The organism is Halobacillus sp. B23F22_5 (assembly GCF_043497085.1).
In the GTDB taxonomy this organism is placed as follows: domain Bacteria; phylum Bacillota; class Bacilli; order Bacillales; family Halobacillaceae; genus Thalassobacillus.
In genome coordinates, this window is sequence record NZ_JBIEKI010000001.1 from 392719 (window position 1) to 414537 (window position 21819).

Here is a 21819-nt window from a genome sequence, read left to right on the forward strand (position 1 = left end):
AAGGCGCAGTTTTATGCGTCTTTTTATACATAAAAAAGAAAGGAGGAGGCGCCTTGTGCTTAAATGGATGAATACAGACACATGGAACTGGATTATTATCATTGGTGCCCTCCTTTTTGTGCTGGAAGTAGCTTTTTTCAATGGCGGCCTGATTTTTTCTGTAGTGTTTTCTGGATTTTTGATGTATGTCGGCTGGAAGAAATACTCTCATTTATGGGCTAAGGTGCTGTTTTGGGTCGGAACTGTCAGTCTGTTTTTCACTATTCTTAATATGATGGCGGTCCGCTTTTTAATTGTGGCTATACTGATATTGTTTTTGTTTCATTATTCCCGTTCTAAAAATGAAGCAGATTATGTGAAGCCGGAAGGGTCCCCGAATATTCCAGAACAGCTGTTTAAGATAGAACCTCTTTTCCAGCAACGATTTTTTGGTAATCAGCAAACAGCAGATACAGCGTTTCAATGGAAAGATATCAATATCCATGGGGGATTCGGCGATCGGATCATCGATCTCAGCAATACGGTGCTTCCTGATGAAACAGCGGTCATCTCGATTCGCCACATGTTTGGAAATATCGAAATTTATGTTCCTTATGAAGTCGAAGTGAGCATCTCTCATAGTGCAGTATTCGGACGTGCGGTTATTTTTGATAACCCTCATACGAAATTGATCAATCAGAAACTTGCCTATCAAACAGAAGGTTATGGGGAAAAGCGGCCGCAAGTGAAAATTATAACGACAGTGCTTTCCGGTGATATCGAGGTGAAGCGGGTATGAATATGGTGATACGTCAAATATTCTCCGGTATCCTCTTCGCCGTAATTACGGGTGTAATCATAGCAAGTGCAACTTTCCTTGCTTTTCCGTTACACGATTGGACAGACTTATGGGAAGTAGAAGTGTTTGATTTTCCCTATCTGCTGTGGATCATCATCCTCCCTGTAAGTGTTGGTTTGATTACCGGTATATCCTACGGTTGGTTCTGGCGACGAAAGCTTTATAGTATCGATCGGCAGTTGAACGATTTACTCAAAGGGCAGAAACGCAGCGAACCGGAAAATGAGACTGTTCAGGAAATCATAGATATTCATCGACATATCTCCGAGCTTGAAGAAAAAATGAAGAAACAGGTAGAACTGTCGCAGCGCTTGGCGACGGAGAGAGCGAATGAACGGGAGAAGAGCCTGCAGGAAGTAGTCATCCAGGAGCGTAACCGCCTGGCCAGGGAGTTGCATGATTCTGTCAGTCAGCAGTTATTCGCTGCTTCGATGATGATGTCAGCAATCAATGAAGGTGAAGACCAGGATGATACGGGTACAAAAAAACAATTGGCTATGGTGGAAAAAATGATCCATCAATCCCAGTTGGAGATGCGGGCGCTGCTGCTTCATTTACGCCCGGTAGCTCTAAAGGGAAAATCGATCAGAGAAGGTGTAGAGGAACTGCTTGCAGAACTGACACAAAAGGTTCCGATGACGATTGATTGGAATATTGAAAACCTCAAACTTGATAAAGGCGTAGAGGACCAGCTGTTTCGAATCTTACAGGAATCGATCTCTAATACTTTAAGGCACGCAAAAGCAAATAGTCTTCATGTGATGTTGATTGAGCGCGATGAAATAATTATCATGCGAGTCATCGATGATGGAGTCGGGTTTAATGTAGAAAAGACGAAAACAAGCTCCTATGGGCTTCAGAACATGCAGGAACGAGCCTTTGAAGTAGGTGGGACATTAAAGGTCGTGAGTATAGTAGGGCAAGGGACACGGCTTGAAGTAAAAGTTCCTGCGGTAAAGGAAGGTGAGGGCAATGATTAAAGTGCTATTTGCTGACGATCATGAAATGGTTCGTATTGGTGTATCCGCCTATCTCTCCGCTCAGGCGGATATCGAGGTGGTGGCTGAAGCTGATGATGGAGGGGAAGCTGTAAAATTAGCTTTAGAAATGAAGCCGGATATCATCCTGATGGATCTGGTTATGAAAAAAATGGATGGAATTGAAGCGACCAGAAAAATCACTGATGCCTGGCCCGAAGCAAAAATAATCATTGTCACTAGCTTCATCGATGATGAAAAAGTTTATCCTGCGCTTGAAGCCGGTGCCACTAGTTATATGTTGAAAACCTCGAAAGCAAACGAAATTGCTTCGGCTATTCGGGCCACTTATGAGGGGCAGTCGATCCTGGAACCGGAAGTTACAGGGAAAATTATGAATCGCATGCGCAAGAAACCGGAGGAGCCCTTGCATGAACAGTTGACAGGTCGTGAATTGGAAATTCTGTTGAAGATAGCAGAAGGGAAAACCAACCAGGAAATAGCAGATGAGTTGTACATTGCACTGAAAACCGTCAAAGTTCATGTCAGTAATATTCTTGGTAAACTGGAAGTGCATGATCGGACACAGGCAGTCATTTATGCTTTCAAACACGATTTGGTCCAATGACTGGAAGGAAGGGGAGAATTGGGATGGTACATATACCAGTTGCTGTGCAAATGTATACCTTGCGCCAGGAAAGTGGAAGCGGGTGAAGAAGTGGGGGTTCAATGGTGGATCGTAGAACAGGATGAGAGTCGCCTGACACCCTTTGAAAGCTTAGAGATTAGTATCAATTATTTAAAAAATAGACTTCAACAATTAAATAACTAGCTGTGGAAGACTGCATAAAGAAAGCCAGGACTTGTAAAAATAAGGGGCCTGGCTTTTGTAATAGTTATTAGCCACCTTACCATGTAAGGTTTTATGCACCCTCCAGGTTACTTAGTTGACTTTCATTCAGTTTTACTATAAAATTATCTCAAATTCGAGATAATTAACAGGAGGCACTAACATGGAATTATTAGGCCTGCATCATGTTTCCATTTTGACCGGAAAAGCTGAAGATAATTACCGTTTCTATACAAAAGTGCTGGGGATGCGTCTGGTTAAAAAATCTGTCAACCAGGACGATACAACCTCGTATCATCTATTCTATGGGGATGCGAAAGGAAACCCGGGTACAGAGGTGACCTTTTTCGATATTCCGATGCTGGGCAGGACTCACCCAGGTGTGTCGAGCATATCGGCGACTTCACTTCGTGTTAACAACACGGAGGCATTACGATTTTGGAAGCGAAGGTTTGAGGAAAAGCGTGTCACCCATGGCGAAATCATCCAGCGTGCAGGGAGAAAAACGCTTGCTTTTGAAGATAATGAAGGTACCAAACTAATATTAGTGGCAGATAACGATGAAGCAGGGGTAGAACCTGGTGAACCGTGGGAAACAGAAGAGATTCCAAAGCAGTATGGGATTGTGGGGCTGGGGCCAGTGACATTGACTGTTGCTGACTTGAAACCGACGGAAAAAGTGTTAACCAGCTTAATGGGCTTTACAAATGTCGGTTCTTACCCATCCCTTATTAGTAAAAACCTTCCGGATATAGAGGTCTATGCTACCGGCAAGGGAGGAGCGGGTGCTGAGGTGCATCTTGAAACACATCCTGACCTGCCAAAGGAACGCCTTGGCAGGGGCGGTGTTCATCATGTAGCCTTTCGTGTGCCGGATGAGAAAGAGTATGATGCCTGGGCTGAGCGCATCAAGCAAGCCCGCGTACCCAATTCGGGAAAAGTAGACCGCCATTATTTCAAAGCGCTATACTTCCGGGAACCGAACGGCATTTTGTTCGAACTATCTACGGACACACCTGGCTTCGATGTGGATGAACCTATTGAATCATTGGGCGAAAACTTGTCCCTGCCGCCATTTTTGGAGCACGAGCGTGAAGAAATCGAAGCCAAGCTTCGCCCGCTGGATCTATTGTAAATAAAAAGCCTGTTAATCGTGTTTACAAATTAAAAGGGGGAACAGTTAAGTGTCAACTAGTTCCCTCTTTTTTATTTTCTCGTTTCTTTCCCCAGAAATAGAGCAGCCATCCTGCAATTGCCATGCCTAATGCGACAAAATAAAGACTTCCGTACCGAATCAAATTCCATATAAATATTCCGCCAAACACGATCAGCAGCATTTGACCGATGCCCCGTAATAAATAAGTTCCCAAACAATTACCCCCTTATCCGTTGCTAGCTTCTTGCTCTATTTTAAGTGACCAGGAATCATAATGCCATCAATTAAGCGCTTTATAGAATTGATTATTGGGAATACTACAACTAGATATAGACGGAAGAGGTGATTGTGTTGAAATGGAACAATCAATTGGCAGGAAATTTGAAATGGACGGGTGATATTTCAAACAGAGAGCAAAAGGAGCAAGTGGCTATTCAAGTGGCAGAACATGTAAAGGATGGGCAGGTAATAGGAGTCGGCTCAGGATCTACCTCCTTTCTTGCTATTCAGGCAATAGCTAATAAAGTGAAAAGAGAAAATCTGACAGTAACTGCTATACCCACCTCAGTTGAAGTAGCTTTAAGCTGTGCGCGAGCAGGTATTTCGACTACCACCTTAGCACAAGCAAGGCCGGATTGGGGCTTCGACGGCGCGGATGAAGTCGATTCGGAATTCAACCTTATCAAAGGTCGTGGAGGAGCAATGTTTGCAGAAAAGCTGGTGATGGCCAGCTCACCAAAAACGTATATCCTGGTAGATGAAAGCAAATTCGTCAACCGGCTGGGTCATAATTTTCCTGTGCCAGTGGAAATTGATCCACGCGCTATCCATCTTGTTGAAACGAGGCTGCAGGAAATGGATGTTTCCGCAGTTGGCCTTAGGATGGCCAAACATAAAGATGGTCCGGTTATTACGGAAGCCGGTAATCTGATATTAGAGGTAAGGTTTAACCATATCGGATTGACGACAGAACAAGACTTGAATGCAATCCCAGGGGTAATAGAGAATGGTATATTCTTCAATTATCCAGTGGAAGTTATATCTAATTAATCAGGCCCCATCAGTGAAAGCTGGTGGGTTTTTTACTTTAAAAAATTTAAGGGTTAAAGGATAAGAAAAACGTAGGACTTGGCGATATGCCAAGTCTTTCTAAGGGGGAATTTTAAAAGAGACAGGGAGAACATGGTAAACTATAACTAATAATGATAAAGGAGTGTGAAAGTATTGAAGTATGAAGATTCCAAAGCGAATGAAAAAGTACATACTGACTTCCGGGAACGCATGACCTATGGCGAGTATCTTGACCTTGATCAACTTCTAAACGCTCAAAATCGTTTGTCCGACCATCATGATGAAATGCTGTTTATCATTATCCATCAAGTAAGTGAACTTTGGATGAAATTGATTTTGCATGAATTACGCGCATCCATTGATGCAATCAGGGGGGGCGATTTACAGGGTGCTTTTAAAATGCTTGCCAGAGTTTCTAAAATCCAAACCCAAATAATCCATGCCTGGGACGTTTTATCAACGCTGACACCAGCAGAATATATTCAGTTCCGTGATCAGCTGGGACAGGCTTCCGGTTTCCAATCCTACCAATACCGCATGATTGAATTCGCTCTTGGTTACAAGACATCGCATGTCTTGAAAATTTATGAGAAAAATCCAGAGCTTCACGCTAAATTGACAAATGCTTATGAATCGCCAAGCATTTACGATGCTGCAATCGAAGCCCTTGCAAAGGCAGGACTCGATATTAACCCTGACCTTGTCAATCGTGATTTCACCGAAACGTATCACGGTGATTCTACTGTGGAAGCTGCCTGGACGACTGTATATGAAAATGTCGAAAAATATTGGGATCTCTATCAGCTTGCTGAAAAGCTGGTCGATATCGAAGATTGGCTTCAGCAATGGCGTTTCCGTCATATGAAAACAGTTGAACGAATCATTGGGCATAAAACAGGAACCGGCGGATCCTCCGGTGTCGGTTATTTAAAAAAGGTTCTCGACCATCGTTTTTTTCCAGAATTATGGGACGTTCGAACGAATTTGTGATAGAAATAGCATTTTTTCGCTATAAACTAAAAAAAATGTCGATTAATATTACAAACATGTTACAATAAGGTTACTCACTTTAACCATAGAAGGGTAATCTAACTATGATGCGAATGATAATATCAATAACAATTCTGTTGCTCATACTATTAACTGCTTGTTCATTCACAACAGCAAGTACTGATAAAAAGGCAAGCGAGCAATCAAAGGGTGACAATGAAACACAACTGAATTTTGAAATAGAGTCTATCATCGAGGAATATGAAGATTACCGGTTAGCGGTACACTATCCTCAGACCTCCAATGATCAACTGAACCAGATAATAGTGGATTATGTGAAGAAAAATATAGCAAAGTTCAAACAAGACAGCTACCAATTGAAGCAGGAGGAGAACAGCAAAGAGCCACATGAGTTTAACATTGACTTTGAGCTTCTTCATACTTCCGGGGGAATTGTCAGTATTGAATTCAAAGAAGTTGTTGATTTCGGGGGGGAGCATCCTGTAATTGGTAATTCTGTCCTTAACTTTGATGTCTCTAAAGGAAAGCGTTTAAAAGTGGCACACTTGTTCAAAAAGGATAGCGATTATTTAGGTAAGCTATCGGAATATGTGATAAACCAGTTGCTTATCAACGAGCGTCTGGAGTCCGGTTTTGATGAAGATTGGGTTAAACGCTCTATCCTTCCTCAAGAAGAAAGCTTCCAAAAGTTTTCTTTCAACGAAGATGGCATGACATTTTATTACCAGCCGTCCAATGAGAAAAAGACAGCACCGGTTGTGAAGGTGACAGTGCCTCAATATCAACTGAGTGACATTATGAAAGAAAGATATTCCCAGGCTTTGAAACACAATAACCCGGAGCAGGAGCCCCTTTCTAAAAACCTTAGCTCATCATTCAAGGATACCAAGCGAAGTACAAAGCAGCTAAGGAAAAGACAGAAAGATAAGCAAATTGCTTTGACATTTGATGACGGACCGCACCCGATAGTAACGAAACAGGTGCTGGAGGAATTAGAGACTTATGGCGGAAAAGCGACTTTTTTCGTGCTCGGAAACCGACTGGCTTATTATCCAGAACTGGTGAAGCAAATCGCTGCTTCCGGACATGAAATCGGGAACCACTCCTGGAACCACCGTGAATTGACCAGACTTGAACCGTCTGCTATAGAAGAACAATTACATCGTACGTCAGCTAAGCTGGAGGAATTGACTGGAAAACATCCTCGCATTGTAAAAGCTCCTTATGGGCATGTAAATAAAGAAGTTCAACAAGTTGCCGGGCTGCCGATCATTAATAGTCATAATATTGAAACTTGGCGTCTGTCAGAGCCGCAATCCATTATTAAAGAAGTGATGGCTAAAGCAGAAGATGGGGCAATCATATCACTGCAGGAAGCATCACCGTATGTAGACAAAGTGATCGAACCTCTGCTCAGAAGGTTGGATGAGGAAGGTTACCAGTTTGTAACTGTAAGCGAGTTGAAGAAAGAGGAACAAACAGATATGGCCGGTGCAGTGCCTGTGCTGGCATGGCTTCCATAGAGGTGAAAAGCAGCAAGCTCCTGATTAGAGGAGCTTGCTGCTTTCTTTATACTGCTGCCTGGTTTTTGTATTGGTGTATGGAATGATTCTCAGGTTCGTGTTGGAATATGGCAACTAAATCTTCAACCATTGCACTGGCTGTTGGTAATTTGCCTGCCCCTGGTCCGATCAGGGTGATGGTACCTACTATATTACTCGAAATAGCAATGGCGTTATCCACTCCGTCAATGTTATAGAGAGGATGGGAAGAGGAGAGCAGTAAAGGTGAAACTTCAGCCTTTGGTTGATCTCCTTCTTTAGATATGACAGCAATGTGTTTATATTTCTCATTATTATCCTGTGCATCCTGAATATCCGTACTAGTAATGTCCTGGATCCCTGTTATTTCTACCTTATTCCAATCCGGCTGGTCATTGAATATCAGCTGGCTTAAAATCATCAGCTTGTTGAATGCATCCGTCCCATCGATGTCATTCGTAGGATCTGATTCTGCATAACCTTTTTCTTTCGCTTCGGATAAGGCAGTTTCGAAATCAATGGAACGCTCGCTCATCGCTGTCAAAATATAATTGCTGGTACCATTTAAGATCGCTTCAATTTTTTCTACCCGGTTGACCTGCAATAGCTGCTCAATCGTACGAATTACAGGAGTTCCACCAGCTGTTGTAGCTTCAAAACCTACTTTCGCATGGGTTTCCCGAGCTTTTTCAAGCAGGAATTTCGCATGCTTGGCGAACATCATTTTGTTTGCTGTGATGACGTGGACACCTTTATCCAAAGCGTGTGTGAGGTAGGAAAGTGCCGGTTCCTCACCTACAATCGCTTCAAATACAACATCCAGTTCAGGAAGGGTAATAATTTCTTCAAAGTTTGTAGTCACTACTATATTTTCCGGAAGGTCCCTGTGTTTAGAAGGATTCTGGACAAGGATAGCAACAATTTCTACTTCCTTCCCCAGGAGGGTCCGGAACCTTTCCTGGTGTTCATGAAGAACTTCGTGAATTCCTTGCCCGACCGTACCGTAACCAAGCAGTGCGGCTTTTATTTTCGTCATGGTAATCCTCCTTCGCCCTTGCATCTGCCGGGTATTCTACCAACAGACTATTTCTATATCTCAGTTTCTTATAAAGTCAGCGCTGCATCCGAGTGATCCGTCGCTTGTCGAAGAGTAACTGCGCGTTCATAAAGGTTATCTCCTGCTACGGTTTCAAGATCCTTATCAAACGTGACAGCTTTATTCTCTTTCACCCAGACCAAAGTTGGAGAGAGGTTAGTGATTTCTTTTTTATTGTTATTGGTTTCAACTGCAGATTCGCTATAGACGATATCGACTTTGGTATCTAGCAGTTCATCTTTTTCAGAGATATCTTTGATGATAAAACCTAAACGTTCCAGCTTTTTAACTTCCTGTTTGCCACTGTCAGAGAGTTCTCCTGCCGTAGTGATGACACGACGTCTCAGGTCGCCATTTTCACGATCCAGAGAGGATCCAAGTACTGTTTGAACAGTGTCTTTTCCTTTGGCCGGCCCCGCCGGGTTTTCTTCTCCTGTAGCGATGGCAATTGCCTGGTCCAGCTCAGCAAGTAAGTCCTCGGTGGATTCCAGTCCGATCGAAAGCCGGATCAATTCTTCTGTAACTCCTGTCTTTTCCAAGTCATCGGCGCTCAGCTGTTGATGAGTAGTGGATGCGGGGTGGATGATCAATGATTTAGCATCCCCGACATTTGCTACGTGAGACCATAGATTAATATTATCAATGATCTTACGGCCAGCTTCTCTGCCGCCTTTGATTCCAAATACGACAATCGACCCTGCTCCATGATGTAAATATTTTTTCGCCAAATGATGGGTAGGGTGGTTTTCAAGGCCAGGATAATTCACCCATTCCACTCCATCATGCTCGGTTAAGTGTTGGGCGACTTCTCGCGCGTTTTCCGTATGCTGTTTGATACGAAGGTGCAGAGTCTCCAGCCCTTGAAGCAATAGGAAAGCATTTTGCGGACTGAGGCAGGCTCCAATATCGCGCAGCAGTTGGACACGCAGCTTGATAGAGAATGCTAATGGACCGACATCGTATGCATAGCGAAGCCCGTTGTAGCTCTCGTCGGGTTCTGTGAATCCAGGAAACTTGCCATTCGTCCAATCGAATCGTCCGCTATCGACGACTACGCCACCGATGGTTGTTCCATGACCGCCGATCCATTTGGTAGCTGAGTGCACGACAATGTCCGCTCCCCAGGTCAATGGTTTACAAATATATGGGGTGGCAAAGGTGTTATCAATGATAAGCGGGATGCCGTTTTCATGAGCAACATCGGCAACTTCTTCAATGTCCAATACATTCAAGCTCGGGTTACCGATAATTTCAGAGAAAATCGCTTTTGTGTTAGGCGTAATAGCTTCTCTGAAATTTTCTGGATCCGTACTGTCTACAAAATTGACGGTGATGCCATAACGAGGCAGTGTATGGGTGAATAGGTTATACGTACCGCCATACAAATTAGTGGAGGCGATGATTTCATCACCTGCAGAAGCGATGTTCAGAATCGCCAATGTGATTGCAGCCATTCCGGAAGAGGTGGCGACAGCGGCTGCTCCATCCTCAAGCAACGCGATCCGCTGTTCGAAAGCATCAACTGTCGGATTCATGATTCGAGAGTAAATATTCCCTGGTTCTGCTAAGCCGAACAAATTTTTGGCGTGCTCCGTATCACGGAAAACATAGGAAGTAGTTTGATAGATGGGCACCGCACGGGATCCAGTGGAAGGATCAGCTTCCTGTCCTCCGTGCAGCAATAGGGTCTCAGGATTGTAGTGATGGGATGAAAAACTCATGAAAATTCCTCCTTCAAATGATTATGAAATAAGCAATCGTTTCGAAAGAGAGAGCATTCCGTTCAGAAAAGTGGGAGGAGTTGAAAGGAGGTAGAGGGAAATAGAAAAGCCCTCTTCCTAAGAAGAGGGCGTATGTACGTTTCCTCCTCTTATCTTTCAGATCCACAGATCTGTAGGAATTAGCACCTTTTCAAGCAATGCTTGATGGTTGCCGGGCATCGTCGGGCCTAGTCCCTCCGCCGCTCTCGATAAGAGATTCGATTGTTTAATCCAATATTTATGCTTGCTACGTATTCTAGATGATAAATTTTTTAAAGTCAAACACTTTTTTATTCTCAGTGGTGAATTTTCTAGTTAAACTCTCTTTTGTTGAAAACTCAGTTTCGGAGAAACTGCTTCCGTTATGGTGGTGATCGTTTGGAGGTCCGGGAAATCACTCGCTTTACATGGGCATGTAGTGAGCTTTCTCAGGCTTCGCCTTCCGGGATCTCACCGATCATGTTGATCCCATAAGACTTTGAATAAGCTTCTTGAAAAAACACCGCACGAAGGAAATGCGTAGCATTTTCGAGGAGTCTCACCGTTTTCCCAGACACCATAGGATTGTAAGAATCTCGAAACTACTATCAAGAGTAGGTACTTTTGGTGCAGAAAGAACGATCAATACAGCAATGTAACGGAATTTTTCTTTAAATTAGGTAAGGATATTCAAAGGTGATTTCGATAATCTTATGTGGCAAGGGGCGTGGGGGAACGGGGAGACTCCTACGGGAAAAGAGTTCCAGGTGAGACCCCACAGAGCGTTAGCTCGAGGAGGCTCAACGGACTCCCGTGGAAAGCGAGTCGTTCCCACACACACCTTTCTCTCAAACAATATCTCGAAATCAAGTCTTCGACTTTTCGGCCGTATAATTGAATTAAGACTGTTAAAAATCAACCACAACGTTTAAAGAGCCTATATTATCAGATAAAGCTGGTGATGTTTTATAGAAGAGCAAAATGGGAACATAGGTAGCAAGAACGAAGGAAGAGGAGTGTATAACATGAAACAATATAGTGTAGAACCTAACAAAGACGTAACAGGCTGGTTTGTAAAAATTGAGGATACAGCTCCGACAGATTTATACGATGAAAAATCGGTAGCCATTGAAAAAGCAGAACAGATGGCACAAGAAAATAAGCCAAGTAAATTATCCATCCAGGATGAAAATAAGGAAGTAATCGAAGAGAGAACGTATTAATACGACAAGCCCCCGCATTTAAATGTGCGGGGGTTTTTAGTGCTTTAAGAAAGTATAACTTTATTAAGGAATTAACGTATAAGAAAAAACTAAGGGTTTCCACATAAGTACCTGGCGACAAGCCAAGTTTTTCTAATGGCAAAAGTCCTCAAATTCACCTATCCTTAAATAAGATGAATGGTGAAAAGGCGGGATAGGATGAACGAAGCTGACTATGATGTCATCATTGTAGGAGCAAGAGCAGCGGGAGCGAGCCTTGCGATATTATTAGGCAGACAGGGAAAAAAGGTGTTATTGATCGATAAAGCATCATTCCCTAGCGATACACTTTCTACTCACCACCTGTCACATCTTGACTATTTAAGACAATTAGGTGTATTGGAAGACGTGGAAAAGGGTGGACTGAGAAAAATAACAAGGATGCGGACCTACATAAAGGACAGTTTGGTTGAAGGACCGCGGACATCATATACGCTGGTTCCCAAACGGGATTTTCTCGATTATATCCTGACCAGACATGCGTTGGATAATTCGACAGTAGAGTTGAGGGAACAGACTCGGGCTGCCGGGCTTATTTGGAACTCAGACCGTGTTTTTGGAGTGGAAGTTATCAATGAAAGTGGGAGCAAAGAAAATATTCATGCCCCTATTGTTGTAGGGGCAGATGGGATGCGGTCAAAAATAGCTGAATGGGTAGGCGCTGAAAAGTATAACGAACTTCCAGCCCTCAGACCGGTATTTTACGGATATTATCAAGGGTTAGAACCGCTGGAGGAGCCCGCCACAGAAATCTTTCTTCAGGACGGTAGAATCGGGTTTTTGTTTCCGATGGAGCATGGGAGAGATTGTCTTGGTTTGGAAATACACCCGGATGAATTCAAAGAGTTTGCCAGTCAGCCTCAGAAAATGTTTGAACATCACTATAAGCAATTTTATCGAATGGATAAAAGAATGAAGCAAGCTGCACTGCAGGGACGCATAACTGGAAGTGCCGGGGTCGAAAACTTTTTCCGGACGCCTTACGGAAAGGGATGGGCACTAATAGGAGATGCAGGTCATAGTAAGGATCCGAGCACAGGTCTGGGCATCAACGACGCCTTCCTGCAGTCATTCTTGTTAGCGGATGCTATTGAACAATATAGTGGCGGAGCTGAGTGGGATGAAGTGATGAAGGAGTACCACAAAAAGCGGGATCAGCAGTTGATGCCATCTTATGAATTGACCCTGGACTACATACAATCGCTCCGGTCCTGGTCACCGAAGGAAACAGCTTTTATGGATACTATGGCTGCAAACCCGATTGTCTGGAACAAAATCACCCCGCATCTTCCTGAATTACTGGAACATCACTCTAAAGATACGCCGATTTTATGGCAAGCGATTAAGCAGGAAGCGGAAAGCATGATGACTGATGAATAATTTATACTAAAAGGCCCTTTCGGTGGAAGGGACTTTTTTATGTTTTTCATAGATTGGAATAGCTGGCTTTCTAGTAAATAGGTAGTGTTTTCAGAGTTATATTGCAATTTCAAGGGGCCGTTGTTGACGATTCTATTACCTATTATTTACACTGGATTTGCATTCAAAATTTTACAAAAAATCCAAGTGGAGGGAATAATATGTCGATTAAGAAGAAATTATCAGCTATTATCACAACAGGTATCATCGTTTCTGGAAGCGCTTTCGGTTTTGCTTCTGACACACTTCCTTTTTCGATTACAGCAGATAGTGAGGAAAAAGAACAAGTAGAGGTAAATAAGAACTCTCCTAAGAATGTCATTGTCATGGTTGGAGATGGCATGGGCGTAGGGCAGATGGAGATTGCCAGATTGCTGGAAGGTGGGAAAAACGAAGAGCTTTACATGGAATCTTTAGAAAATGTAGGCTTGCTGCGTACATATTCGGCTGATAATTTTGTTACTGATTCGGCCGCAGCCGGTACAGCAATTGCTACTGGAAGTAAAACTTATAACGGGGGCATCGGTGTAGATGCTGCGGGAGAAGAAGTTGATAGTATATTAGATTTATATCAAGATGCCGGCAAAAAAGTAGGCCTCATTTCAACGAATACAGTAACAGATGCTACACCAGCGGCTTTTGGGGGAAGTGCTGCGGACAGATGGTCAGGCCAGGAGGAGATTGCTCGGCAAATGCTTGCAAACGAGTATGATGTATTACTGGGCGGCGGTAAGAATTACTTCAGTGCTGACCGCCAGGAAGGAAACGGACTGATCGATGACTTCCAATCAAAAGGTTATGAATATGTCACCGATGAAAGCAGTCTTGAAGCATCAGGAACACCAGATAAATTACTAGGTTTGTTCAACGACTCTTACATGAGTTATAAGACTGACCGTGATGAGCTGAATAGTGAGGAGCCAACCTTAGAAGCCATGACGAACAAAGCTTTAGATGTACTTTCGCAGGATGAAGACGGCTTTTTCCTGATGGTGGAAGGTGCCCGTATTGACCATGCTGCTCATGCTGCTGATGCAACTGGGGTATGGCAGGAGACAATGGAATTCGATCGTACCGTTGAACAAGTGGTGAAGTGGTCACAAGATCGTGAGGACACCTTGGTTGTTGTTTTGGCTGACCACGAGACAATGGGTATGTCAGCGACTGAACCAATGGATATTGAGTCATTGAAAAATATCGAAGTTTCTCCGGAATATATGGCACAGCAACTCGAGAAAGATGAAGCGACAGGGACATTCACAGTTGAAAGTGTAAAACAGGTATTCAGCGAACATGCTGCTATCGACTTAACAGATCAAGAAGTTGATGAGTTCCTTTCAAATGTAAAAGACAATGATGGGGAAGTTTATGCAGCTTACCGTGTGGGTTGGGAAATAGGCTCCGTGATTGCTGATCATTATAAAGTCGGTGCAGTAGATACCGACATCCGGGCTGAAAGCGATACAGGCGGCCATACAGGTAATATGGTACCGGTATTTGCCGCGGGTACAGGAAGTAAAGACTTTGAAGGGGTAATGGACAATACAGAGATTATCAATTTGATTGCCAATTCCGTAAAGCCTGAGAAAGAAACAGGTAAAGGGCACGAAAATAGTAATGGTAAAGGGCATGAAAAAGGAAAAGGGAACGGACACGAATAATCTATGAAAATAGGAGAAGGATCACCCGAATTCAAGCAGGGTGATTCTTCTTTTTAGTCGGAAAATAATGTTAATATAAAGGTAGAAGAGCTGTAAATTAGGGAAAGGGAGGTCGACGGAATATGTGGACCAAAGCTTCAGCGTATGAAAAAATGCAGGAAATTTATACGGATAAAGTCATGCAGGAAGAAAAAAGAAGGGTTTTCCAGCAAGTTTATAGCCACCTGCTTGCCCATCTGGACGATTTACAGGCAAGGAATGGATTGAAAGAAGATGTGGTAAAACAATTGAAGTTATTCAAAGAATATACCTTCATGCCTGGTGACAACCTTTTCCAATCGATGCGCTATGTATTTTTAATAGCAAGAGGAGAGCGGGTGGAGGACAGGCAGCTGACCCAGCAGCATGTGCAAAGAATATACAGGGCATTATTCAAGCCGGCAGGCCTGAAAACTCCGCAGATTCCTGATTCTTTTTGGGAGACTCCACTAGGGGTTGCTTGTCTGGTGGCGGAAAAAGGAGTAGAAGCGGCTTATCCGGTACTGGATGAAATTATAGAAGTGGAGCAGACATAAAAAAAAGCACAGGATATACTCCTGTGCTTTCGTTATTGGGTTACATACTCTGCGATTGCCTGCTGGATATCATAAATGCTTTTATCTTTGCGGAACTGTTTTACAATCGGTTCCGAGGTGCTTGAAATCCAAATCTTTAATTCGGCATCGAGGTCGAAAGTGCCGGCTGTTTCTACACTGAAATGCGTGATAGATTTATAGGGGATTGAATGGAATTCAATCTTTTTACCTGTCATTCCCTGCTTATCTACTAAAATCATACGTTTATTCGTGAAAATCATCATGTCCCTTAAAACTTTGTATGCTTTCTCAATTCGTTCATTAGCAGTGACTACTTTCTCGAGTTGTTTTTCGACGTCCTTCATATCAACTTCGGAAGCATTACCCATTAGTTCATCTAACAGCCCCATACTAATTGCCCCTTTCATTAATAGAAGTTCTTTATTTCATCATACCATACCAAATACCTGAGAGCATTGCTAAGCGGCCTGATCATACTTACGCAGTCGCTTGACCCTGGAATATGTGTAAATCAAGAGTCCAGACCATATTAATAAAAATGAAACGATATGAACTTTAGTGAATGGTTCATTATATAAAAATACTCCGATAAGCAGCATGATCGTAGGAGCTATATATTGTAAGAAGCCGACCATCGAAAGCGGAATCCGTTTAGCTCCGCCGGCAAAAAGCAATAGTGGGATGGCAGTAGCGACACCTGCTCCGAATAGTAACAATGACGTCATCGATATCCACTGGATTTCTCCCCAATTTCCCTGAGGCAGGCTAACCAGGTAGATAGCTGCGACAGGAGTCATAATCAATGTTTCAATAGTCAAGCCGAACATGGCATTCAAATCGACCGTTTTTTTCAATAGACCGTAGACCCCGAAGCTGAACGCCAATAATAACGCAAGCCATGGCACAGAACCGAAATTGATGGTCATATAGCCAACCCCCGCCACAGCAAGTATGAACGCTAACCATTGCGGTCGAGTGAAGGTTTCCTTGAAAAAAATCATGCCAAGCAAAATACTTACTAAAGGATTGATGTAATATCCCAGGCTGGCTTCTACGACGTGGTCTGTGTTGACTGCCCAAATGTATGTCAGCCAATTGATGCTGATGGCGATCGAAGCGAACGTGATCCCGAGAGCACTTTTTCTATTTTTTAAAGTTCTCCGTATCTCCGCTTTAAAAGCTGGCCATCTGCGTAAAATAAGGACTACTCCTGTCATGAAAACAAACGACCAGACGATCCGGTGGCCGAGGATAGCAAGCGGTGAGACTTCCTGTACGAGCTTCCAGTAGATAGGGAGGAACCCCCATAATACATACGCTCCGCCTGTATAGATAATACCGATTTTATTTTCATCCATTTACATCAACCCCCTTAGCGACTCATTATCTTTCCACTATAAGGGAATTTAGTGTAATAAAGCAATGGAATTTTTGCAGGAGAATTACCGGGGGAGGGGGATGTTCATATACTGGAAAAAACTCTCATAAAATTTCTGAAGTGTCTCTTTTTCCCTCAAAATTGTCACTCATATTTTGATTCTATCTCCCTTAAGGCAGGTATTTTCTTACTTATGCACGTTTCGTCACCTAAACACCGACAAAACTATAGCCAGAATCCTGTTTTATCTTAAGGATTCTGGCTGGCTGCTTCATTACACTGGCTCTGGCATATCTTTTTCCTGCTGATTGTTTTCTTGGGTATTCTCGTCTATGGATAAGCGCTTCAATGGCTGTTTAGCCGGACCTTCCATGACGTCCCCTTCAACGGAGAAGCGAGAGCCGTGACATGGACAGTCCCAGCTGTGTTCGCCGCTGTTCCATTCGACTTCACAGCCCATGTGCGTACAGGTGGTATCGACAAGGTATACCTGCCCGTCTTTATCTTTATAGGCCCCGGCACGCTTGCCATTGTATTGAATAACACCGCCTTCTCCTTTTTTAAGAGCTTCATGGCTGTGGCCAAGCATTTCCGATTTTCCTTCCATAAGATGGCTGGCAACATTAAGGTTGTTCGTAATGAATTTCTTCAAGCTTGGGTCTGCCTGGAAGCGGGACGGGCGGAATAATTCACTATAAGGGTTTTTCTTACCGGTAATCTGGTCCCGTAATAGTAAAGCCGCTGCTGTGCCTGAGGTCATTCCCCATTTTTTATAGCCGGTCGCTACATAAATATGGTCCTTATTCTTCGTTATTTGTCCAATGTATGGTACTTTATCCAGGGTATACAAATCCTGAGCGGACCATTGGAAAAGCTTCTTTTTGATGCCGAATGTCTCCGAGGCAAATTTTTCCAGCGCCCTGTAATGGAAATCGGTATCAACACCTTCACCGGTACGGTGGCTTTCACCGCCGATCAGTAAGACTTCTTCCCCCTCGTAAGAAGCTTTCCTGACTGAGCGGACAGGCTGGTCGACAGACAAATACATCCCCCCGGCATACTCCTGCTCTGGCTGGATAGCTACTACATAAGATCGCTCAGCATGCATGCGGGCAAAATAGAATCCTGTTCCATCATAAAAAGGGAAGTGGGAGCAGGAAACGATGTGATCACATGAAACCCGGTGGCCTTCTTTAGTCACCACACGTAACTCAGGATCCCTTTCCACATCGACCGCTACCGTATTTTCATAAACTTTACCACCGTTTTTAATAAATTCATCTAATAAAAAGGATAGATATTTCAGTGGATGGAAATGAGACTGGTCCTTCATATACAATGCTTTTTGCACATCAACGTCGATAGGGATATCATTCTTATACTCGCAAGGAATTCCTAATTCCTGATAGGCTTGATACTCTTTGTCCAGCTTTCTTGTATAGTTATCGGTAGTAGAGTAGATACAGGCATCTTCGGTTTGCAGGTTGCAGTCTATTTGGTTCTGTTTTACAGTACCCCGGATAAAACGGAGCGCTTCATCATTAGCTTTGTAATAGGCAAGGGCTCCCTCTTTACCAAAGTGCTGCATCAATTCATAATAAATCAAATCATGCTGGGCGGTGATTTTGGCTGTTGTATGTCCGGTTGTACCATTCAATAACTTACTGCCCTCAAGTAGAGCTACATCACGACCTTCTTTGGCCAGCAGGTAAGCTGTAGTAATACCTGTAATTCCGCCCCCCACAATGACAACTTCAGCACTGCCATCTTTTTCAAGGGAATCGAATTTCTTGAGTTCCGTATCTTCACGCCATAAGGGTTCAGGTTGTTCCCATTTTCTCGATTCTTTCATAAGAAATCCTCCTATTGATTTCATTTCTAGTTAGGTTTACCAACTGTTTATTTTTCATGTGAAAAGCGATGGAAAGAAATCAAATAAGTTTATTGTAAACGCTTTCAATAAGAGCGTTTTTGCCATATGATAAAAGAAGAGGGAGATTTTTCAAAAAGGGGAGAAAAATAAATGAACAAGTCCAAACGATTTGAAACATCAGTCATCCATGCTGGGTACGATTCTAAACAACACTTAGGAAGTCTATCCACGCCGATTTTCCAAACATCTACCTTCACTTTTGATTCTGCGGAACAAGGAGAGAGAAGGTTTGCAGGGGAGGAAGAAGGTTATATATATTCTCGTTTAGGTAATCCAACTGTCCGTGCGCTCGAAGAAAAAATCGCTGAGCTGGAAGGCGGGGAAATGGGACTTGCGTTTGGGTCAGGGATGGCCGCTGTATCAGCTGTGCTGGTGGCATTGACAAAAGCAGAAGACCATATTCTCTGCTCACAAGGGTTATACGGTTGTACATTTGGATTATTGAGTATGATGGAAGAGAAATATAATATCACAAGTGATTTCAGTTTAATGGAGACAGAAGATGAGGTGCGAAGTAGAATTCAACCGAACACTGCCTGCATTTATATTGAAACACCGATCAATCCAACGATGCGCTTATTGGATTTAGAGATGATTTCCCGTATCGCAAAAGAATATAATATACCAGTTGTCGTAGATAATACGTTCTCCACTCCGTATTTACAGCGACCGCTAGAACTTGGCTGCGATATCGTGATTCATAGTGCCACTAAATATATCTGTGGGCATGGCGATGTCGTCGCTGGCCTTGTTGTGGCAAAAAAGGAATTTTTAAGTGAAGTAGCGATGACGACTCAAAAGGATATCGGTGGAGTAATGTCACCTTTTGATGCCTGGCTACTGCTTAGAGGATTGAAAACGCTGCCAGTGAGGATGGATCGCCATTCCTCTAATGCAGAAAGAATATTCAAAGAGATGGAGAAACATCCTGGGATTAAACGGGTCTACTTTCCAGGTGATACGAACCATCCTGACTATTCCATCAAGGAAAAGCAAATGAAGCAGGGAGGAGGGCTTATCTCTTTTGAAATCGAAGGAAGTAAAGAGAATGCCCAAGAGTTACTGAACCAGTTATCTTTCATACAGATTGCAGTAAGTCTTGGGGACGCAGAGAGTCTGATCCAGCACCCGGCTACAATGACCCATGCGGTTGTGCCAGAAGGGGAAAGGATGAAAATGGGGATTACTGATCAAATGATACGTCTTTCTGTCGGATTGGAAGCATGGGAAGACATTTGGTCTGACCTGGAGCAGGCATTAAGTAAATTACCAGCTGTAAAAGAAAAAATTAATAATTAAAAAAACAACATTTGTCCCTGAGAAAGCGGGTGATATCTGTCTTCAAAAAAAGCAGGAACCGATTTGGTTCCTGCTTTTTTATATTAACGAAGTGATTTTGGATTAAGGGCATCTTTGATACCTTCTCCGATAAAGTTAATGGAAAGTATGGTAATGACCAAAGTTAAGGCTGGAGGAATCCAAATCCATGGCATGTTTTGCAGCACATCAGGTTCTCGTGATGCAGACAGCATATTGCCCCAGCTGGGTGTCTCTGCAGGTACGCCGAATCCAAGGTAACTCAAACCGGATTCAACCACAATCATCGCTGCAAAGGTAAGTGTTGCCTGTACAATGATGGTAGACAATACGTTTGGAAGCAGGTGCTTCATGATTACCTTAGCAGGTCTGGAACCGATCGAGATGGCTGCGAGAATATATTCATTCTCTTTCTCAGACAGTATTTTACTTCGGACAAGACGTGCGACCCCGCCCCATCCGAGAACACTGATTACTGCGATCAGCACTGAAACACCACCGAGCTTCCCGAAGAATACAGCGTTCAGGACGATAACGAATACTAGCAAGGGAAAGTTCAAAATGAAATCAGTGAAACGCATGAGTAAGGAATCGACAATGCCGCCAAAAAATCCTGCCAATGCACCGATTAAAGTTCCGAATGTAATGATCAGTAAGGTACAGGAGATACCGACAAGCAAAGATACTCGTCCGCCGTACAGCAGCCTGGTGAATACATCACGGCCGCTTTTATCTGTTCCGAACCAATGCTCGGACGATGGTGTCAAAGACATGGAGCCGATGTTTACTCTTGTGATATCGGCAGTAGTGATGTAGGGTGCCAGAAAAGAAAGGATAGAGACGGTCATCAAAAAGAATAGACTTATCATAGCCAGTTTGTTTCGGAGAAACTTTCTTCTTGCGACTGCCCATGGTGACATTGACTTTTGAGCCTTGATTTTAGTAAGGGATGTATCATTGATTACTTCTGCCATGTTCAGCCCTCCTAGTCTACACGAATTCTTGGATCGACAATTCCATACAACAGGTCAGCGATCATGTTCCCAAATAAAACGAGGAACGAGAACATCATGGTCAATGTCATCATTACAGGGTAATCACGGTTGTTGATAGAATCCAGAAAAAGCTGGCCGATACCCGGGTAGGTGAATATCGCTTCTGTAATGATTGCACCACTGATCAAAGTGACGATGTCAAAACCTAAGAAAGTAATTAATGGAATTATCGAGTTCCTGAGAATATGTTTGTTGTAAATTTTAGTTTCCGGAGTACCCTTGGCGCGGGCAGTCCGGACGTAATCTTTCCGGCTGCTCTCAATGATGTCATTTCGTAAGAACTGGGTATAACTGGCTGTACCAAGAGCACCTAATACAATTGCCGGTAAAAATACATGGTGGAGCCTGCTTAGATAGTATTCAAACGACCCATCCTGCAGCGTTATATCGACTGATCCACTGAAAGGGAACCAGCCCAATTTAAAGGAAAAGAAATAAATTGCAAAAACACCCGCAATGTAAGAGGGGATGGCCAAGCCGAGGTAATTGACACCGCCAATTAAATTATCAGCCGTCGTGTAAGGCTTCCGGCCAGCGTACATGCCCATAACGAATGCGAGAATATATGTAATGACTAGTGAGGTGATACCTAGAAAAAGCGTGTTCGGCATACGTTCACCGATAAGTTCAGCAACCGGCATTTTATAGCGTGTTGATTCACCGAAGTCTCCCTGCATAAAATTAGAAATCCATCTGCCATACTGTACATGAACCGGATCGTTAAGTCCTGCTTTTTCTCTCATTTCCTCAATATATTGAGGGTCAGTATTATTAGGATCAATTTCTCCACCGAAGGGATCCCCTGGCATAGATAATGCCAGGGAAAACACTACAATGGATATCAGGAGAAGCATCGGGATCATGCCTAAGATTCTACGTAAAGTATACTTTAACATGAGTATGCTCCTTATCTTTTTTC

General features: G+C 43.2%; 20 protein-coding genes and 1 riboswitch. Of the genes, 12 read left to right on the forward strand and 8 right to left on the reverse strand.

Features of this window, described 5'->3' with window-relative positions; all coding sequences use genetic code 11:
* Positions 1-55: 55 nt before the first annotated feature.
* The 4 genes from liaF to ACGTN9_RS01900 all read left to right on the forward strand — a co-directional run bounded on the left by liaF (position 56) and on the right by ACGTN9_RS01900 (position 3800).
* Positions 56-778 carry a cell wall-active antibiotics response protein LiaF gene (liaF, locus tag ACGTN9_RS01885; RefSeq protein ID WP_499589973.1) on the forward strand — a complete coding sequence of 241 codons (723 nt, stop codon included), beginning with the start codon at positions 56-58 and terminating at the stop codon, positions 776-778.
* Positions 775-1818 (forward strand): sensor histidine kinase, encoded by a 1044-nt coding sequence (locus ACGTN9_RS01890; RefSeq protein ID WP_499589975.1) that lies wholly within the window; start codon positions 775-777, stop codon positions 1816-1818. Before liaF ends, ACGTN9_RS01890 begins: the two co-directional genes overlap by 4 nt.
* Positions 1811-2443 (forward strand): response regulator transcription factor, encoded by a 633-nt coding sequence (locus tag ACGTN9_RS01895; RefSeq protein WP_499589977.1) that lies wholly within the window; start codon positions 1811-1813, stop codon positions 2441-2443. The genes ACGTN9_RS01890 and ACGTN9_RS01895 overlap by 8 nt, the downstream gene beginning before the upstream one ends.
* Before the next feature lie 385 nt (positions 2444-2828).
* A complete protein-coding gene (locus ACGTN9_RS01900; RefSeq protein ID WP_499589979.1) occupies positions 2829-3800 on the forward strand; it encodes a ring-cleaving dioxygenase in 972 nt (323 codons plus the stop codon).
* A 52-nt stretch (positions 3801-3852) separates the two neighbouring features.
* Here ACGTN9_RS01900 and ACGTN9_RS01905 read toward each other — a convergent pair whose 3' ends face one another.
* A complete protein-coding gene (locus tag ACGTN9_RS01905) occupies positions 3853-4035 on the reverse strand; it encodes a hypothetical protein (protein WP_499589981.1) in 183 nt (60 codons plus the stop codon).
* Between the two features lie 134 nt (positions 4036-4169).
* On the opposite strand from ACGTN9_RS01905, the gene rpiA reads away from it, so the two are divergent.
* The 3 genes from rpiA (at position 4170) to ACGTN9_RS01920 (ending at position 7426) form a co-directional block, all read left to right on the forward strand.
* Positions 4170-4871: a ribose 5-phosphate isomerase A gene (gene rpiA / locus ACGTN9_RS01910; protein WP_499589983.1), complete on the forward strand. Its 702-nt coding sequence runs from the start codon at positions 4170-4172 to the stop codon at positions 4869-4871.
* A gap of 174 nt (positions 4872-5045) precedes the next feature.
* Positions 5046-5882, forward strand: a complete 837-nt coding sequence (gene kynA / locus ACGTN9_RS01915; RefSeq protein WP_499589985.1) for a tryptophan 2,3-dioxygenase — start codon at positions 5046-5048, stop codon at positions 5880-5882.
* Positions 5883-5995: 113 nt separating this feature from the next.
* Positions 5996-7426, forward strand: a complete 1431-nt coding sequence (locus ACGTN9_RS01920) for a polysaccharide deacetylase family protein (RefSeq protein WP_499589987.1) — start codon at positions 5996-5998, stop codon at positions 7424-7426.
* Positions 7427-7472: 46 nt separating this feature from the next.
* Here the strand turns inward: ACGTN9_RS01920 and ACGTN9_RS01925 are convergent, their stop codons facing one another.
* Positions 7473-8480 (reverse strand): homoserine dehydrogenase, encoded by a 1008-nt coding sequence (locus tag ACGTN9_RS01925; RefSeq protein ID WP_499589989.1) that lies wholly within the window; start codon positions 8478-8480, stop codon positions 7473-7475.
* A gap of 68 nt (positions 8481-8548) precedes the next feature.
* Positions 8549-10261 (reverse strand): O-acetylhomoserine aminocarboxypropyltransferase/cysteine synthase family protein, encoded by a 1713-nt coding sequence (locus ACGTN9_RS01930; protein WP_499589991.1) that lies wholly within the window; start codon positions 10259-10261, stop codon positions 8549-8551.
* Between the two features lie 146 nt (positions 10262-10407).
* A riboswitch (SAM riboswitch) is annotated at positions 10408-10516 on the reverse strand.
* A gap of 788 nt (positions 10517-11304) precedes the next feature.
* Between ACGTN9_RS01930 and ACGTN9_RS01935 the strand changes: the two genes are divergently transcribed.
* The 4 genes from ACGTN9_RS01935 to ACGTN9_RS01950 all read left to right on the forward strand — a co-directional run bounded on the left by ACGTN9_RS01935 (position 11305) and on the right by ACGTN9_RS01950 (position 15196).
* Entirely contained in the window at positions 11305-11502 is a 198-nt protein-coding gene (locus tag ACGTN9_RS01935) for a DUF2188 domain-containing protein (RefSeq protein ID WP_028784235.1), read from the forward strand.
* A gap of 198 nt (positions 11503-11700) precedes the next feature.
* Positions 11701-12921 carry an NAD(P)/FAD-dependent oxidoreductase gene (locus ACGTN9_RS01940; RefSeq protein ID WP_499589994.1) on the forward strand — a complete coding sequence of 407 codons (1221 nt, stop codon included), beginning with the start codon at positions 11701-11703 and terminating at the stop codon, positions 12919-12921.
* A gap of 200 nt (positions 12922-13121) precedes the next feature.
* The gene (locus ACGTN9_RS01945) at positions 13122-14621 is read left to right on the forward strand and encodes an alkaline phosphatase (RefSeq protein WP_499589996.1); all 1500 of its coding nucleotides are present in this window, start codon (positions 13122-13124) and stop codon (positions 14619-14621) included.
* 122 nt (positions 14622-14743) lie between these two features.
* Positions 14744-15196, forward strand: coding sequence for a hypothetical protein (locus ACGTN9_RS01950; RefSeq protein ID WP_499589998.1), 453 nt, complete (start codon positions 14744-14746; stop codon positions 15194-15196).
* Between the two features lie 32 nt (positions 15197-15228).
* On the opposite strand, the gene ACGTN9_RS01955 is transcribed toward ACGTN9_RS01950, so the two are convergent.
* The 3 genes from ACGTN9_RS01955 to ACGTN9_RS01965 all read right to left on the reverse strand — a co-directional run bounded on the left by ACGTN9_RS01955 (position 15229) and on the right by ACGTN9_RS01965 (position 18447).
* The gene (locus ACGTN9_RS01955) at positions 15229-15606 is read right to left on the reverse strand and encodes a PH domain-containing protein (RefSeq protein WP_499590504.1); all 378 of its coding nucleotides are present in this window, start codon (positions 15604-15606) and stop codon (positions 15229-15231) included.
* Positions 15607-15675: 69 nt separating this feature from the next.
* Positions 15676-16575 carry an EamA family transporter RarD gene (gene rarD / locus ACGTN9_RS01960; protein ID WP_499590000.1) on the reverse strand — a complete coding sequence of 300 codons (900 nt, stop codon included), beginning with the start codon at positions 16573-16575 and terminating at the stop codon, positions 15676-15678.
* Between the two features lie 294 nt (positions 16576-16869).
* Positions 16870-18447, reverse strand: a complete 1578-nt coding sequence (locus ACGTN9_RS01965) for an FAD-dependent oxidoreductase (RefSeq protein ID WP_499590002.1) — start codon at positions 18445-18447, stop codon at positions 16870-16872.
* A 171-nt stretch (positions 18448-18618) separates the two neighbouring features.
* Between ACGTN9_RS01965 and megL the strand changes: the two genes are divergently transcribed.
* On the forward strand, positions 18619-19827 hold the full coding sequence (gene megL / locus ACGTN9_RS01970) for a methionine gamma-lyase (protein ID WP_499590004.1): 1209 nt from the start codon (positions 18619-18621) through the stop codon (positions 19825-19827).
* 83 nt (positions 19828-19910) lie between these two features.
* On the opposite strand, the gene opp4C is transcribed toward megL, so the two are convergent.
* Both opp4C and opp4B read right to left on the reverse strand, forming a co-directional pair.
* Positions 19911-20819, reverse strand: coding sequence for an oligopeptide ABC transporter permease (gene opp4C / locus ACGTN9_RS01975; RefSeq protein ID WP_499590006.1), 909 nt, complete (start codon positions 20817-20819; stop codon positions 19911-19913).
* Positions 20820-20830: 11 nt separating this feature from the next.
* Entirely contained in the window at positions 20831-21796 is a 966-nt protein-coding gene (gene opp4B, locus ACGTN9_RS01980; protein ID WP_499590008.1) for an oligopeptide ABC transporter permease, read from the reverse strand.
* Positions 21797-21819: the final 23 nt, after the last annotated feature.

Coding starts and splice junctions, on each gene's coding strand:
- ACGTN9_RS01890 (WP_499589975.1), top strand. CDS start 775: ATGAATATGGTGATACGTCAAATATTCTCCGGTATCCTCTTCGCCGTA.
- ACGTN9_RS01895 (WP_499589977.1), top strand. CDS start 1,811: ATGATTAAAGTGCTATTTGCTGACGATCATGAAATGGTTCGTATTGGT.
- ACGTN9_RS01900 (WP_499589979.1), top strand. CDS start 2,829: ATGGAATTATTAGGCCTGCATCATGTTTCCATTTTGACCGGAAAAGCT.
- ACGTN9_RS01920 (WP_499589987.1), top strand. CDS start 5,996: ATGATAATATCAATAACAATTCTGTTGCTCATACTATTAACTGCTTGT.
- ACGTN9_RS01925 (WP_499589989.1), bottom strand. CDS start 8,480: ATGACGAAAATAAAAGCCGCACTGCTTGGTTACGGTACGGTCGGGCAA.
- ACGTN9_RS01930 (WP_499589991.1), bottom strand. CDS start 10,261: ATGAGTTTTTCATCCCATCACTACAATCCTGAGACCCTATTGCTGCAC.
- ACGTN9_RS01935 (WP_028784235.1), top strand. CDS start 11,305: ATGAAACAATATAGTGTAGAACCTAACAAAGACGTAACAGGCTGGTTT.
- ACGTN9_RS01940 (WP_499589994.1), top strand. CDS start 11,701: ATGAACGAAGCTGACTATGATGTCATCATTGTAGGAGCAAGAGCAGCG.
- ACGTN9_RS01945 (WP_499589996.1), top strand. CDS start 13,122: ATGTCGATTAAGAAGAAATTATCAGCTATTATCACAACAGGTATCATC.
- ACGTN9_RS01950 (WP_499589998.1), top strand. CDS start 14,744: ATGTGGACCAAAGCTTCAGCGTATGAAAAAATGCAGGAAATTTATACG.
- ACGTN9_RS01955 (WP_499590504.1), bottom strand. CDS start 15,606: ATGGGGCTGTTAGATGAACTAATGGGTAATGCTTCCGAAGTTGATATG.
- rarD (WP_499590000.1), bottom strand. CDS start 16,575: ATGGATGAAAATAAAATCGGTATTATCTATACAGGCGGAGCGTATGTA.
- ACGTN9_RS01965 (WP_499590002.1), bottom strand. CDS start 18,447: ATGAAAGAATCGAGAAAATGGGAACAACCTGAACCCTTATGGCGTGAA.
- megL (WP_499590004.1), top strand. CDS start 18,619: ATGAACAAGTCCAAACGATTTGAAACATCAGTCATCCATGCTGGGTAC.
- opp4C (WP_499590006.1), bottom strand. CDS start 20,819: ATGGCAGAAGTAATCAATGATACATCCCTTACTAAAATCAAGGCTCAA.
- opp4B (WP_499590008.1), bottom strand. CDS start 21,796: ATGTTAAAGTATACTTTACGTAGAATCTTAGGCATGATCCCGATGCTT.